At 67.4% G+C, this 13726-nt stretch carries 10 protein-coding genes; 7 read left to right on the top strand and 3 right to left on the bottom strand.

What is annotated here, in order from left to right; genetic code table 11:
• Window positions 1–6 precede the first annotated feature (6 nt).
• On the bottom strand, window positions 7–1164 hold the full coding sequence (locus tag ACAW63_RS06625; protein ID WP_371232543.1) for an iron-containing alcohol dehydrogenase: 1158 nt from the start codon (window positions 1162–1164) through the stop codon (window positions 7–9).
• A 395-nt stretch (window positions 1165–1559) separates the two neighbouring features.
• Window positions 1560–2354, bottom strand: coding sequence for a thymidylate synthase (locus ACAW63_RS06620; protein ID WP_371232541.1), 795 nt, complete (start codon window positions 2352–2354; stop codon window positions 1560–1562).
• Between the two features lie 219 nt (window positions 2355–2573).
• Between ACAW63_RS06620 and ACAW63_RS06615 the strand changes: the two genes are divergently transcribed.
• The 7 genes from ACAW63_RS06615 to ACAW63_RS06585 all read left to right on the top strand — a co-directional run bounded on the left by ACAW63_RS06615 (window position 2574) and on the right by ACAW63_RS06585 (window position 10529).
• Window positions 2574–3080 (top strand): sugar dehydrogenase complex small subunit, encoded by a 507-nt coding sequence (locus ACAW63_RS06615; protein ID WP_371232539.1) that lies wholly within the window; start codon window positions 2574–2576, stop codon window positions 3078–3080.
• Between the two features lie 2 nt (window positions 3081–3082).
• Window positions 3083–4666: a GMC family oxidoreductase gene (locus tag ACAW63_RS06610; RefSeq protein WP_371232537.1), complete on the top strand. Its 1584-nt coding sequence runs from the start codon at window positions 3083–3085 to the stop codon at window positions 4664–4666.
• A gap of 2 nt (window positions 4667–4668) precedes the next feature.
• Complete coding sequence (locus ACAW63_RS06605) at window positions 4669–5949, top strand: c-type cytochrome (RefSeq protein WP_371232535.1); 1281 nt, start codon at window positions 4669–4671, stop codon at window positions 5947–5949.
• 235 nt (window positions 5950–6184) lie between these two features.
• Entirely contained in the window at window positions 6185–7117 is a 933-nt protein-coding gene (locus ACAW63_RS06600; RefSeq protein ID WP_371232534.1) for a transporter, read from the top strand.
• Window positions 7118–7340: 223 nt separating this feature from the next.
• Window positions 7341–9698 (top strand): tetratricopeptide repeat protein, encoded by a 2358-nt coding sequence (locus ACAW63_RS06595; RefSeq protein WP_371232532.1) that lies wholly within the window; start codon window positions 7341–7343, stop codon window positions 9696–9698.
• 73 nt (window positions 9699–9771) lie between these two features.
• Entirely contained in the window at window positions 9772–10089 is a 318-nt protein-coding gene (locus ACAW63_RS06590) for a DUF2388 domain-containing protein (protein WP_371232530.1), read from the top strand.
• A 113-nt stretch (window positions 10090–10202) separates the two neighbouring features.
• On the top strand, window positions 10203–10529 hold the full coding sequence (locus ACAW63_RS06585) for a DUF2388 domain-containing protein (protein ID WP_371232528.1): 327 nt from the start codon (window positions 10203–10205) through the stop codon (window positions 10527–10529).
• A 270-nt stretch (window positions 10530–10799) separates the two neighbouring features.
• On the opposite strand, the gene gcvP is transcribed toward ACAW63_RS06585, so the two are convergent.
• The gene (gene gcvP, locus ACAW63_RS06580) at window positions 10800–13676 is read right to left on the bottom strand and encodes an aminomethyl-transferring glycine dehydrogenase (RefSeq protein ID WP_371232526.1); all 2877 of its coding nucleotides are present in this window, start codon (window positions 13674–13676) and stop codon (window positions 10800–10802) included.
• Window positions 13677–13726: the final 50 nt, after the last annotated feature.

Below are 13726 nucleotides of genomic sequence, written 5' to 3'. Positions count from 1 at the left end.
GTTCTCTCAGTAGGCGGCTCGGTAGATGGCCAGCGCATCACTCTCGCTGACCTCACGGGGATTATTCACCAGCAGGCGTTGCTGCAGCATGGCGTCGGCGGCCAGGCGTGGCAGGCTGTCCTGCGGCACGCCGGCGTCGCGCAGGCGCGAGGGCAGGCCGCAGCGCGGGCTGAGCTCGGCCAGTTCGGCGATGAGCTGCTCGGTGCGGTCCGCGTCCGCGCGCAGGCGTTCGCCCAGCAGCAACGGCGCCAGCTCGGCGTAGAGCGTGCCGGCATTGGCCGCATTGAAGCGGATCACTTCCGGCAGTACCAGTGCATTGCTCAGCCCATGGGGAATGTGAAAGTGCCCACCCAGCGGATAGGCCAGCGCGTGCACGGCGGCCACCGGGGCGTTGGCGAAGGCCTGGCCGGCCAGGCAGGCGCCCAGCAGCATGGCCTGGCGCGCCTCGCGGTTGCTGCCGTTGTGCACCGCCTCGTCGAGGTTCAGCGCCAGCAGGCGCAGGGCCTCGCGGGCCAGCAGGTCGGACAGCGGGTTCTTCTTCAGCTTGCTGGTGTACGCCTCGATGGCGTGGACCATGGCGTCGATGCCGGTGGCGGCGGTGACCGCGGGCGGCAGGCCGAGGGTGAGGTCGGCGTCGAGCACCGCCAGGTCCGGCAGCAGGTGCGGGCTGACCACGCCCATCTTGGTGGTCTCGCCGGTGGTGACGATGGCGATCGGCGTGACTTCCGAGCCGGTGCCGGCGGTGGTCGGCACCTGCAGCAGCGTCAGGCGCGGGCCGCGGGCGTTGCCGACGCCGAAGATATCCTTCAGCCCCTGGGAGGCCAGCGGATGCGCCAGCAATGCCACCAGCTTGGCCACGTCCATCGAGCTGCCGCCGCCGAAACCGATCACCAGTTGCGCAGCCATCCGGCGCGCCTGGTCGGCGGCTTCCAGCACCACGCTTTCCGGCGGATCGGCCAGCACCTGGTCGAAGACCTCCACCGCCACACCGGCGGCGGCAAAGCCCGGCAGCACGCCATCAAGCATGTTCAACCGGGTGATGCCGGGGTCGGTGACGATGAGTACACGCTGGGCGCCGCGTTCGCGGCAGAGTTCACCCAGGCGGGCGGCGGAACCACTCTCGCAGAGGATCTGCGCGGTGGTGGCGAAGCTGAAAGGCTGCATGACGGTCCCCGGTCTTGTCGTTATTCGGCGGAAAATCCGTTGGCCTACTTGGCGGCCAGCCCGGGGAGCATAGCAACCGGGCGCAGTATCACGAAACCCTGTACCGCCTGGCGAAACAGCTATTCATCAAGTGAATAGGGAGACACGATGGTTCATGGGGCGATGGAGCGGACTCCGTCTGCGATCCGGCCTCACGCTGGGTCCATCGCAGACAAAGCCCACTCCTACGAGATACATCTGCGTTTGGGTCGGCCCTCACCCAGAGGGAGAGGGCTGGGGAGAGGGAGATGCGCAGGCACGGACTCCTCCAGAAGAAGACAGTTGCTCCTGCGAAACAGGCCCCGCAGAAACAAAAAAGCCGGCATTGCGCCGGCCTTTTCTTCATCGAGGACAGGTCAGACGGCGACCGGCGCCTTGATGTGCGGGTGGGCCTCGTAGCCGACCAGCTCGAAGTCCTCGAAGCGGAAGTCGAACAGGTCCTTCACCTCGGGATTGATCTTCATGGTCGGCAGCGGCAGCGGCTGGCGGGTCAGCTGCAGGTCGGTCTGTTCCAGGTGGTTGGCGTACAGGTGGCAGTCGCCGCCGGTCCAGATGAACTCGCCCGGTTGCAAACCCGCGACCTGCGCGACCATCAGGGTCAGCAGCGCGTAGCTGGCGATGTTGAAGGGCACGCCGAGGAAGATGTCGGCCGAGCGCTGGTACAGCTGGCAGCTGAGCTTGCCGTCGGCGACGTAGAACTGGAACAGCGCGTGACACGGCGGCAGGGCCATCTCGTCGATCAGCGCGGGGTTCCAGGCGGAGACGATCAAACGGCGCGAGTCCGGGTTGTTCTTCAGCATCGTCATCAGGTTGGCGATCTGGTCGATGTGACGGCCGTCCGGCGCCGGCCAGGAGCGCCACTGGTAGCCGTAGACCGGGCCCAGGTCGCCGTTCTCGTCGGCCCACTCGTCCCAGATCGAGACGCCGTTTTCCTTCAGGTAGGCGATGTTGGTCGAGCCTTTGAGGAACCACAGCAGCTCGTGAATGATCGATTTCAGGTGGCACTTCTTGGTGGTCACCAGCGGGAAGCCTTCGGCCAGGTCGAAGCGCATCTGGTGGCCGAACACGCTGTAGGTGCCGGTGCCGGTGCGGTCGCTCTTGAAGGTGCCGTGTTCGCGCACGTGGCGCATGAGGTCGAGGTACTGTTTCATCGATGCAGTCTTATCCGGTGAGGCTCTGCGGCGCGGCTCGCGGTGGCCGTCGGGGGATCGATCCGCCCGGGCAGAATCTGAACAAGCGGCAATACTAAGGGGCGCGGCCCGCTCTCGCCACCCCGACCGGCCCGGTGGCCGCCGCAAGTTCCGAACGACACGACGCCAGCGGCGCCAGACCGCGCGCCGCCACCAATGCCTGGTGCCAGAGAGGTTCGCATGTCCGACGTTCAACGACCCGACTTTCCCCTTTCCCGCCGCCGCCTGCTGGCGGTGGCCTGCGCCGGCGCAGCAGTAGGCGGCCTGCTGCTCAGCCCCGCCGCCCGCACCTGGGCCGCGCTGACGCCCCAGGCCGAGGCGGAACTGGCCAGCTTCATGACCCTGTCCCAGCGCCTGACCGGGCGCAGCAACCTCGACCCACGCATCGGCCAGCGCCTGTTCGAGGCCCTGGCCCAGCGCGACACCGCGCTCAAGCAGAGCCTCGCCGAGCTGCAGGCGAACCTGGCCGAGCCGCCCGCCAGCTGGGGCGAGCGCCCGCAGTGGCTGGCCCGGCAGATCCTCGGCGGCTGGTACCTGGGGCAGATCGGCGATGCCAGCAACGCCACGCTGATCACCTATGAGCAGGCGCTGATGTTCAAGGCGGTGGACGACGTGCTGGTGATCCGCAGCTACTGCCCGAACAAGCCGGGCTTCTGGGCGGCCCAGCCGGCCGAGCGGGAGGTGTGAACATGGCCGAGACGCAACGCGCGGATTTCGTGGTGGTCGGCTCCGGCGTCGCCGGGGCGCTGGTGGCCCATCAACTGGCGCTGGCCGGCAAGGACGTGCTGATCCTCGAGGCCGGGCCGCGCATGGCGCGCTGGGAGATCGTCGAGCGCTTCCGCAACCAGGCGGACAAGTCCGACAACCAGGCGGCCTACCCCTCGAGCCCGCACGCGCCGCACCCGCAGTTCAAGCCGGACAACCACTACCTGATCCAGAAGGGCACCCACCCCTACGACGTGCAATACCTGCGCGTGGTCGGCGGCACCACCTGGCACTGGGCGGCCTCGGCCTGGCGCTTCCTGCCCAACGACTTCAAGCTGCTCAGCCTCTACGGCGTGGGCCGTGACTGGCCCATCGAGTACGCGGAACTCGAACCCTGGTACCAGCGCGCCGAGGAAGAACTGGGCGTCTGGGGACCGGGCGACGAGGAGCTGGACTCCCCGCGTAGCCAGCCCTACCCGATGCCGCCCCTACCGCTGTCGTGGAACGAACAGCGCATCAAGACTCTGCTCAACGCCAACGGCTACCGCGTGGTCACCGAGCCGGTGGCGCGCAACAGCCGCCCCTACGATCAGCGACCGACCTGCTGCGGCAACAACAACTGCATGCCGATCTGCCCCATCGGCGCCATGTACAACGGCATCGTCCACGTCGAGAAGGCCGAAGGCGCCGGCGCGCGGCTGGTGGAAAACGCCGTGGTGTTCAAGCTGGAGAAAGGCGCCGGCGGCAAGATCACCGCCGCGCTGTACAAGGACCCGCAAGGCAACGAGCACCGGGTCGAAGGCGGCACCTTCATCCTCGCCGCCAACGGCATCGAGACGCCCAAGCTGATGCTGATGTCCGAGGTCGGCAACAGTTCGGACATGGTCGGCCGCAACCTCATGGACCACCCCGGCACCGCCGTGCAGTTCTTCGCCAACGAGAAGCTCTGGCCGGGCCGTGGGCCGCAGGAGATGACCTCGATGGTGGGTTTCCGCGATGGCGCCTTCCGCAGCGAATACGCCTCCAAGAAGATCCACCTGTCGAACCTCTCGCGCACCGACCAGGTGGCCGCCGAGCTGATCCGCAAGGGCCCGCTGCTGCTGGGCCGCGAGCTGGAGGCGCAGATCCGCGACCGCGCCGCGCGTTTCGTGCGCTTCGACAGCTTCCACGAGATCCTCCCGCACCCGGAGAACCGCATCGTCCCCAGCGCCAGCGAGCGCGACGCGGTGGGCATCCCCAAGCCGGAGTTCACCTACGCGATGGACGACTACGTGCACAAGAGCGCGGCGCACACCCGCGAGGTGTATGCCCACGCGGCAAAACTGCTGGGCGGCACCGAGGTGGTGTTCGAGGACAACTTCGCCAACAACAACCACATCACCGGCACTACCCTGATGGGCGCCGATCCGAAGGACTCGGTGGTGGACAGCCACTGTCGCAGCCACGACCACCCCAACCTGTTCATCGCCGGCAGTGCCGTGATGCCCACCGTCGGCTCGGTGAACTGCACCCTGACCATCGCCGCCCTGGCCCTGCGCCTGGCCGATCAACTGAAGCGGGAGGCCTGACGATGAAAGCTCTCGCACTCCTCTCCCTGCTCGCCGCACCGCTGCTGAGCCACGCCGCCAATGCACTGGATCCGGCGCCGCAGGAACTGCTGCAACGTGGCGAATACCTGGCCCGCGCCGGCGACTGCGCCGCCTGCCACACCGCGCCGGGCGGCAAGCCCTTCGCCGGTGGCCTGCCGCTGGCCACGCCGCTGGGCGCCGTGTACTCCACCAACATCACTCCCGACCCGAAGACCGGTATCGGCAGCTACAGCTACGACGACTTCGCCCGCGCCCTGCGCGACGGTGTGGCCAAGGGCGGCACCCGGCTCTACCCGGCGATGCCTTATACCGCCTACGCGAAGATCAACGACGAGGACATGCAGGCGCTCTACGCCTGGTTCATCAACGGCGGCGTGCAGGCGGTGGCGCAGCCCAACCGGGACTCGGACATCGCCTGGCCGCTGGACATGCGCTGGCCGCTGGCGATCTGGAACTTGCTGTTCCACGACGACCAGGTCTATCAGCCCAATCCGAAGCAGAGCGAGGCCTGGAACCGCGGCGCCTACCTGGTCCAGGGTCTGGCCCACTGCGGCACCTGCCATACCCCGCGCGGCATGGCCTTCCAGGAAAAGGCCATGAACGAACGCGGCACCGGCTTCCTCGCCGGCGCTGCCCTGGGCGGCTGGTATGCCTTCAACATCACCCCCGACACCCACAGCGGTATAGGCGGCTGGAGCGACGCGGAGATCGTGCAGTACCTCAAGACCGGCGGCGTGCCGGGCAAGGCCCAGGCCGCGGGCCCCATGGGAGAGGCAGTCGAGCACAGCTTCCAGTACCTGACCGAAGCCGACCTGCAAGCCATCGCCAGCTACCTGCGCAGCGTCCCGGCGGTCAGCGACGGCGAGCGCAAGGCGCGTTTCCAGTGGGGCAAGCCGGCCGAGGACGTGATTACCCTGCGCGGCCAGGACTTCGCCGCACAGAAGCAGGACGACGGCGCCCGCCTGTTCCTGGGCAACTGCGCCAGCTGTCACTCCTGGAGCGGCGAAGGGGTGAAGGATGGCTACTACCCGATGCTGCTGAAGAACAGCGCGGTCGGCGCCCTGCAGCCGGACAATCTGGTGCAGGTGGTGCTCGGCGGCGTACACCGCAAGGTTGGCGACGAGGAGCTGTTCATGCCCGGTTTTGCCGGCACCCTCAACGACGAGCAGATCGCCACGCTGGTGAACTATCTCACCGCGCAGTTCGGCAATCCCGAAGTGAAGGTGGACAGCGCAAGGGTGGCGGCAATTCGGCAGCCTTGAGCACCCGCCACCTGCACTCCTGAAAATCCGGCCGAGTCCCACCCGCACGGCTTCACGGTGCCCCGTTCTGCGGACATTTCGTCGCGCCCGCTCGCCACGCCGGACCAGCTACCAAGCCCGACTTCACCCCAATGGGCGATTTCCAACTCGCAGCCGCCTCGCTAGCCTCGGCCGAAGCCGAAATCCCGACGGCCAGCCAAAAACGGACATCTCATCCAAGAGCTGGAAATACGCAATGAGAAGTCACGCGCAGCACCGCAGCCCCACTCCGGCACGCCGTCATCCGATCGCCCTCGCCGCCACGCTCGGCATCGGCATGCTGGGTCTCGTCAGCGCCCAGGCCGACAACGCTCGCGACTGGCAGAACCTGCCGATCGATACCAGCGTCGCCTTCCTGTACCTCACCGTGCTCGACTCCAACACCTCGGTGGACCAGGCCATCGCCATCAACGGCGTCTCAGTCAATGCCGACGTGTGGCTCGCCCGTTATGCCTACAGCTTCGGCGTCGACGGCCGCTCCACCGGCATCCAGGTCCTTCAGCCCTATGTCAACGGGGAAGCGGGCTTCGACGGCATTCCCGGCAAGAAAGGCAACGACGGCATGGGCGACACCACCATCGTGCTCGCCCACAACCTGTTCGGCGCTCCCGCGCTGACCCGGCAGGAGTTCGCCAGCTGGAAGCCGCAAACCTTCCTTTCCGGCGCCATCTTCGTCACCGCTCCGACCGGCGATTACGACAACAAGAAGCTGTTGAACATCGGCACCAACCGCTGGATCGTCAAACCCGAGCTGGCGTTCGGCACGCCGATCGGCAGGACCTGGCTGGAGGCCAACGCCTACGCCAGTTTCTTCCAGGACAACGACGAGTTCCTCGGCCACCACAAGCTCAAGCAGGACCCGCTGTACGCCACCGAACTGCATTACAGCTACAGCTTCAATCCCGCCCTCTGGGCCTCGCTGGACGCCAGCTACAAATGGGGCGGCGAAAGCACGATCGCTGGCGAGGAGCAGGACAACGCCCAGGACACCACTATGGCCGGCGCCTCCCTGGGCTTCATGCTCTCGCGCAACGTTGGCGGCATGATCTCGTACATGGACACGGTCTCCCGCCCGGATTCGGCGCCGGAAGCCAATACGTGGACATTCCGCATGCAATACGCATGGTGAATCAGGAAGCCGCCCCCAGCCTTGCAGAGCCGTTCGAGAGCGTTTCCGATCAGTACAACGACGAGCCGGAGGACATCGGCAGCACCAGGCCGACGCTTTCCTCTCCCCGTGCGGGGAGAGAGCCCGCCGCAAACGATCCCCCGGCCCCATCCTCCGCTCGGTTTGACATCCCTCCGGCAGTCACCGAAGCTCCTCCACTCCGTGACATTCGCCGCAGAGCCGCATGCCAAAGCCCAAGAACAACGACGCCACGAATCCTCTCGTCCGCCGCATTGCCTTTGGCCTGGCCTGCATTCTGCTGATCGCCGCCGCCTGGGCCTGGTGGTACGTGCAGAACAGCGCACCGCAGCCACAATTGGCGTCACGCCCGCAAACCCAGGCCAGGCCCACCGCGCAGGCGGAGGTCGAGACGACGGCCAGTTTCGTCGCCGAGCAGCAATGCCAGGGCTGTCACCAGGATCAGTTCAAGGACTGGCAGGGCTCCCATCACCAGCAAGCGATGAAGCCGGCCAGCGCAGGCAACGTGCTCGGCGATTTCGCCGATGTCACCTTCAAGGGCGAGGTCGAGACCACCCGCTTCTTCCGCAAGGGCGACGAATACTGGGTCAACACCCCCGGCAACGACGGCAAGCCGGCGGACTTCAGGGTGGCCTACACCTTCGGCTTCGAACCCCTGCAGCAGTACCTGCTGGAGTACCCCGGCGGCCGCCTGCAGGCCCTCGGCGTGGCCTGGGATAGCCGCAAGAACCGCTGGTTCCAGCTCATGCCCGGGCAGCGTATCGACTACAGGGACGAACTGCACTGGACCCGCCCCGCGCAGAACGCCAATTTCATGTGCGTGGAGTGCCACACCACCGGCTTCAAGCGTAACTACGACGCCAGGACCGACAGCTTCGCCAGCCACTGGAACAGCCTCGGTGTCGGCTGCCAGGCCTGCCACGGGCCGGCGTCGAAACACCTGGAATGGGCGCAGAAGCCCGACCGCAGCGCCGACAAGGGCTTCGAGGCGCCGCTGAAGAATGCCAGCCAGAGCACCGTCGTCGAAACCTGCGCCCGCTGCCATGCCCGCCGCGCGCCGCTCGGCGACGGCTACCGGAACAAGCAACGTTTCATGGACGACTACCTGCCCAGCACCCTGACCCTCGAGCTCTACGAGATCGACGGCAAGATCAAGGACGAAGTCTTCGAGTGGGGTTCCTTCACCCAGAGCAAGATGTTCGCCAAGGGCGTGCAGTGCACCGACTGCCACAACCCGCACAGCGGCGAGCTGAAGGCGCCGGGCAATGGTGTCTGCCTGCAATGCCACAACACCGCCGGCAAGCCGGTGCGCCCGCAGATCGACGGCAAGGGCCTGCAGGCGAAGAACTACGACTCGCCCGAGCACCATCACCACGAACCCGGCAGCCCCGGCGCGCAGTGCACCTCATGTCACATGCCGGGCCGCTACTACATGGTCAACGATTACCGCCACGACCACGGCTTCAGCCTGCCCGACCCCGCCCATGCCCGGCGCATCGGCGCGCCGGATGCCTGCCTGGCCTGCCACAAGGACACTCCGGCGAAGAAGGTCACCGAGCAGTTCCGCCAGTGGTACGCCAGCGAACAGCCGGCCAAGCCGAGCGCCTCCGGCAACCCCACGCCGCGCTATGACGACACCCTGTGGAAGGCCCGTGGCGGCAAGCCGGGCGCATCCCGCGCGCTGCACCTGCTGCTGGCCTCGCCGGAGCTGCCGGCGATCCGCCGCGCCACCCTGCTCGCCGAACTGCCCGCCTACCCCAGCCCGCGCTCACTGGAACTGGTGGTGCTGGGCCTGAAGGATGCCGACCCGCTGGTACGCAACGCCGCCATCGGCGCCCTCGCTGCGCTGGCTGCGCCACAGCAGCAAGCGCTGTGGCTGGCGCCGCTGCTGTCCGACCCGATCCGCGCCGTGCGCATCGCCGCCGCCTGGCAGCTGTCGCAGGTGCCGCCGCAAGCGCGTCCCGGCCTGGACGAGGCGCTGGACCAGGGTCTGCGCGAGTACGAGGACGTGCAGAAGAGCCTGGCCGAACGCGCCGAAGCCAACCTCAACCTCGCCATGCTCTACCAGCGCACCGGCCGCACCGAGCAGGTCGAGCCCGCGCTGCGCGCGGCAATGGCGCACAACCCGGACTTCCTGCCGGCCACCGTCACCCTGATCCAGTGGCTGGAAGCCAACGGTCGCCAGGCCGACGCCCGCCAACTGCTCGACGACGCCCTGCGCCAGCATCCCAACGCCGGCCTGCTGCACCACGTCAACGGCCTCGCCCTGGTGCGCCAGGGTGAACGCGCGGCGGCGCTCAAGGAGCTGCGCGAAGCGGTGCGGCTGTCCCCGGACGACGACCAGCTCCGCTACGTGCTGGCCATCGCCCTGCACGACAGCGGCGAAGCCGATGCCGCCGCCCATGAGCTGGAGGCGCTGCTGCAACGTCACCCGGCCAACCGCGCAGCGCGCCTGACGCTGATCGCCTACCTGCGCGAAACCGGACAGATGCAGAAGGTGCAGATGCTGCTGGCGGAACTGGAGCAACAGAATCCGGACGATCCCACGCTCAAGCGCGAGTGAATCTTCCGACGAACAGATGGGAACTAGCGAAGCGGCAAAAGCTCTGACAGACGCACTCAACCAAGGAGTTACCATGCGTCGCCGCTTCATCCCCGCCGTCATTGCCCTGACCCTGCTCCCCCTGGCCTCGGCCATGGCCGAAGACAACGATTTCTGGCGCTCGGTCCTGACCTCTGGCGCCACCACCGCCTCCAGCTACCTGACCAGCCATGATGACCACAAGCTGGTCGGCCCGGCCCAGGACGACGCCGCCAGCTTCATCGCCACCGATGGCGCCATCCGCGGCCCCTATCTGGAGGCCGCGCTGTTGCAGATGCGCACCAGCAACCCGGCACTGGCCAGCGCCAGCGACGCGGACCTGGCCACCGCCCTCCTCGCCAGCCAACGCTGACCGCGACGGCGCGCGCTGCCACCAGCGCAACGCGCGCCGCCCGGCGCAAAGGTGGAACTCCCCGCAAAACCCACGCATCTCACCTGTACACGGACCCTCCGGAGGTGATTCTGATGCACACCGCCAAACTGGCCACCGTTCTCGCCCTGCTCGCAGTGCCTGTTGCCTCGGCCATGGCCGACGACTTCCTGCGCGACATCATTTCGTCCGGCGCGACCACCGCGTCGCTTTACCTGACCTTCAGGCACGACGACAAACTGATCGCCGCCGCCCAGGACGACGCGAGCACCTATGTCGCCAGCGATGGCGCGATCCGTGGTCCTTACCTTGAATCCGCACTGACCCGCCTGCGCAGCGACAACCCCGGTCTGCGCCAACGCAGCGACATGGAGCTGGCCAACGCCATCCTGATCCGCGGCAACGATGCACCTGCCCAGTGAACCCCACCGGCGCGGCCCCTGGCGCTCGTCCAGGGGCGTATCGCCGTGGCTGGCGAAGCATGGGTACCGCTTCGCCCCGTCGGCACCGCGAGTCGTTCCTGCGCCGATCTGCTCGCTGTAGGAGCTCGCTCGCGAACGGTGTTTGCCGGTGAGTGCGTCGCTGGGTCGGTTCGCGAGCAAGCTCGCTCCTACGAAGAGCCTGTCCATAACGGCGAAATCGCCACCAAGAAAAAGCCGCCCGAAGGCGGCTTTTTCAGTTCGACTCAGCGATCACTCGCGATAGTCATCCACCGGCACACAGGCGCAGAACAGGTTGCGGTCGCCGTAGACGTTGTCCACACGGTTCACCGCCGGCCAGTACTTGAAGGCACGGGTGTGCTCGGTCGGGGTCACGGCTTCGGCAATCTCGTACGGGCGCTGCCAGACGCCAGTGACGTCCGCCAGGGTATGCGGCGCGCGCTTGAGCGGGTTGTCCTCCGCCGGCCATTCGCCCGCCTCGACCTTGGCGATCTCGGCGCGGATCGACAGCATCGCCTCGATGAAACGGTCCAGCTCATGCTTGGACTCGCTCTCGGTGGGCTCCACCATCAGCGTGCCGGGCACCGGGAAGGACATGGTCGGCGCATGGAAGCCGTAGTCCATCAGACGCTTGGCCACGTCTTCCTCGCTGATCCCGGTCTGCGCCTTGAGCGGGCGCAGGTCGAGGATGCACTCGTGGGCGACACGGTCGTTGCGGCCGCGGTAAAGCACCGGGAAGGCGCCGTCGAGGCGGCTGGCCACGTAGTTGGCGTTGAGGATCGCCACCTCGGTGGCATCCGCCAGCTGCGGCCCCATCATGGCGATGTACATCCAGCTGATCGGCAGGATGCTGGCGCTGCCCCAGGGCGCGGCGCTCACTGCGCCGTTGAGCGGGTTCGGGCCTTCGATGCGGATCACCGGGTGGTTGGCGACGAAGGGCGCGAGGTGCTTCTTCACGCCGATCGGGCCCATGCCCGGGCCGCCACCGCCGTGGGGAATGCAGAAGGTCTTGTGCAGGTTCATGTGCGACACGTCGGCGCCGATGTCGGCCGGACGCGCCAGGCCGACCTGGGCGTTGAGGTTGGCGCCGTCCATGTACACCTGGCCGCCCTGGGCGTGGATGACCTCGCAGATTTCGCGGATGCCTTCCTCGTACACGCCGTGGGTCGAGGGGTAGGTGATCATCAGGCAGGACAGCTGCGGACCGGCTTCCTCGGCCTTGCGCTTGAGGTCCTCCAGGTCGACGTTGCCGCCCTTGTCGCACTCGACGATGACCACGCGCATGCTCGCCATGATCGCCGAGGCCGGGTTGGTGCCGTGGGCCGAGGACGGGATCAGGCAGATGTTGCGGTGCGCATCGCCCCGGCTCTCGTGGTACTTGCGGATCGCCAGCAGGCCCGCGTACTCGCCCTGGGCGCCGGAGTTGGGCTGCATGCAGATGGCGTCGAAGCCGGTGATCGCGCAGAGCCAGCGCTCCAGCTCCTCGATCATCAGGCGGTAGCCCTCGGCCTGCTCGCGCGGCACGAAGGGGTGCAGGGTGGCGAATTCCGGCCAGGTGATCGGGATCATCTCGCTGGTGGCGTTGAGCTTCATGGTGCAGGAGCCCAGCGGGATCATCGCCTGGTTCAGCGCCAGGTCCTTGCCTTCGAGCTGGCGCAGGTAGCGCAGCATCTCGGTTTCGCTGTGGTGGCGGTTGAACACCGGGTGGGTCAGGTAGCCGCTGCTGCGCTGCAGGTCGGCGGGAATGCCGTCGGCGACCTTGCCGGCGTCAAGCTGGGCGACGTCCAGTCCGTGACCGGCACCCAGCAGGATGTCGAACAGGGTGGCGAGGGTTTCGGCGCTGGTGGTTTCGTCCAGGCTCACACCCAGGCGGTCTTCACCGACGATGCGCAGGTTCACGCGGGCAGCGCGGGCGCGCTCGACGATGGCCTGTTGCTGTGCGCCGACGTCCAGGGTCAGGGTGTCGAAGAAGTGCTGGTTGACGCGCTTCACGCCCTTGGCTTCCAGGCCGGTGGCCAGGACCGCGGTCAGGCGGTGCACGCGCTGGGCGATGCGCTTGAGGCCCTGCGGGCCGTGGTAGACGGCGTACAGGCTGGCGATGTTGGCCAGCAACACCTGGGAGGTACAGACGTTGGAGTTGGCCTTCTCGCGGCGGATGTGCTGCTCGCGGGTCTGCAGGGCCATGCGCAGCGCGGTGTTGCCGCGGGCATCCTTGGACACGCCGATGATCCGCCCCGGCATGGCGCGCTTGTATTCGTCGCGGCAGGCGAAGAAGGCCGCGTGCGGGCCGCCGTAGCCCATGGGCACGCCGAAGCGCTGGGCGCTGCCCAGCACCACGTCGGCGCCCAGCTCGCCTGGCGGGGTGAGCAGCAGCAGCGCGAGCAGGTCGCTGGCCACGCAGGCGATGGCCTGCTGGGCGTGCAGTGCGTCGATCAGGCTGCGCAGGTCGCGGACCTCGCCACGGGTGTCGGGGTATTGCAGCAGCGCGCCGAACACCGCGTGCTGGCCGAGGTTCTCCACCTCGTCGACCACCACCTCGAAGCCGAAGGCGTCGGCGCGGGTCTGTACCACGGAGATGGTCTGCGGGTGGCAGTTGGCGTCGACGAAGAACAGGTTGCTCTTGGCCTTCGCCACGCGCTTGGCCAGGGCCATGGCCTCGGCGGCGGCGGTGGCTTCGTCCAGCAGCGAGGCGCTGGCGAGGTCCAGGCCGGTGAGGTCGATGGTCATCTGCTGGAAGTTCAGCAGGGATTCGAGACGACCCTGGGCGATTTCCGGCTGGTACGGCGTGTAGGCGGTGTACCAGCCCGGGTTTTCCAGCACGTTGCGCAGGATCACCGTGGGAGTCAGGGTGCCGTAGTAACCCGTGCCGATCAGGCTGGTCCACAGCTCGTTCTTCTGCGCGTACCCCTTCAGCTTGGCCAGCGCGCCCTGCTCGTCGAGCGCGGCAGGCAGGTCCAGCGGCCGGTTCAGGCGGATGGCCGGCGGCACCGTCTGCACGATCAGGTCGTCGAGGCTGCTCACCCCCAGGGTATCGAGCATGGCCTGTTGTTCGGCGGCATCCGGGCCCAGATGGCGGACGAGGAAGGCATCGGGCTGGTGCAGCTGGGAAAGCGAAGGGGTGTTCGACATGGCGTCGGTCTCGAAAAGGTCGTTCCCTAAAAGAACAGGCCCCGACGAAT

The sequence above is a fragment of the Pseudomonas sp. QE6 genome (assembly GCF_041379005.1).
Taxonomy (GTDB): Bacteria; Pseudomonadota; Gammaproteobacteria; order Pseudomonadales; family Pseudomonadaceae; genus Pseudomonas.
This window is presented reverse-complemented; position numbering and strand designations above follow the sequence as displayed.